The 1,102-nt window shown below is 64.2% G+C and carries 2 protein-coding genes; both read right to left on the bottom strand.

Annotated features, from left to right (window positions below; all coding sequences use genetic code 11):
• Positions 1 to 468, bottom strand: a 468-nt coding sequence (locus EN969_RS32400; RefSeq protein ID WP_245467617.1) for a TetR/AcrR family transcriptional regulator, incomplete at its 3' end; no start/stop codon positions are given.
• 118 nt (positions 469 to 586) lie between these two features.
• Entirely contained in the window at positions 587 to 1,045 is a 459-nt protein-coding gene (locus EN969_RS32395) for a MarR family transcriptional regulator (RefSeq protein ID WP_063168257.1), read from the bottom strand.
• Between the last annotated feature and the right edge of the window lie 57 nt (positions 1,046 to 1,102).

The following is a 1,102-nucleotide window of genomic DNA, read 5'->3' as shown; positions in this document are numbered from 1 at the left end:
CTCGAGCACCGGCTTCAGCCGCTTGGCCAATGCGAAGCGGCCGTTCTCCAGCACCACGGCGCCGAGATTGTCCTTGCCGGAGCCCGCATGGCTGACCGCCACCCGATTGAGCGCGATCGACGTGTCGCTGGAAATCACCTTGAGCCAATCCGAGGCGAAGCGCTCGAGGCTCGCGGTCAGCGAGGCAAGATCGAGCCCCTTGCGGTCGACCGGTGCCACCCGCACTTTCGAGGCCTGCCATTGCACCGTCGCTGTCAGCAGCCCGTCGCGGTCGCCGAACCATTTGTAGAGCGTTTCCTTGGAACAGCTGGCGCGGCGCGCCACGGCGGTCATGGTCAGCTGGTCGCCCTCTTCGACCAGCAGCCGCAACGCCGCGTCGAGCACGGCCTTCTGCCGCTCTGTCAGCGCTTCGCTGGTGTCGATGTCAGGCACGATGTGCAACACGCTCTTCTCTCGAAAGGTCGGCATTCCCGATAGGCCGTACCGTACGTTACGGTTCGGCATATTGCGCGATCCGAGGCCGTGCGCAAGAGGACGAGAGCAAAATATCTGCAAAAATGGACAGGCGCTGGCGCGACAGGCTCGCTTAATCGCTGGCTGGCGGATGGCGCAACCGTCCAAGCAGTGCCGAGACCATGGTCAGCTCATCCGCCGACAGTTTGGCGCCAACCAGTTCGGCGATCGAGCGTCCGTACACAGCCCACATCTGGCGGCGTATGTCTCGCCCCTTGGCCGCGATGCGGATGGTCTGGCCACGGCCGTCATCGGCCACCGGCAGTTTCTCGACGAGCCCATCGGCCTCGAGCCGGGCCAGCAGGCGCGAAATGTTGTATTGGGCGAACAGCGTGCGCTCGATGAGCTGGAACGGCCGCAGCCCGCCCTCGCCCGCCTCGGCGAGTTCATGCAGCACGTCGTACCAGGCAAGTGGGGGCAGACCGGCGGCCTTCAACGCCTCTTCGGCGCTCTCCATCAACTGGCGCGATACGCGCATCAGGCGAGCCCAGGCCTTGATGGCTTCGGGCGAAGGCGCGGCTTTCTCGGTCATGGCGCACCTTAGACGATAGATGCAATTGCATCAAGCTTGACGATCAATGCATATGCA

The organism is Mesorhizobium sp. M7A.F.Ca.CA.003.01.2.1 (genome assembly GCF_003998945.1).
In the GTDB taxonomy this organism is placed as follows: domain Bacteria; phylum Pseudomonadota; class Alphaproteobacteria; order Rhizobiales; family Rhizobiaceae; genus Mesorhizobium; species Mesorhizobium ciceri.
The sequence above is the reverse complement of the archived record's forward strand: the minus strand, read 5'-3'. Positions and strand labels throughout refer to the sequence as shown.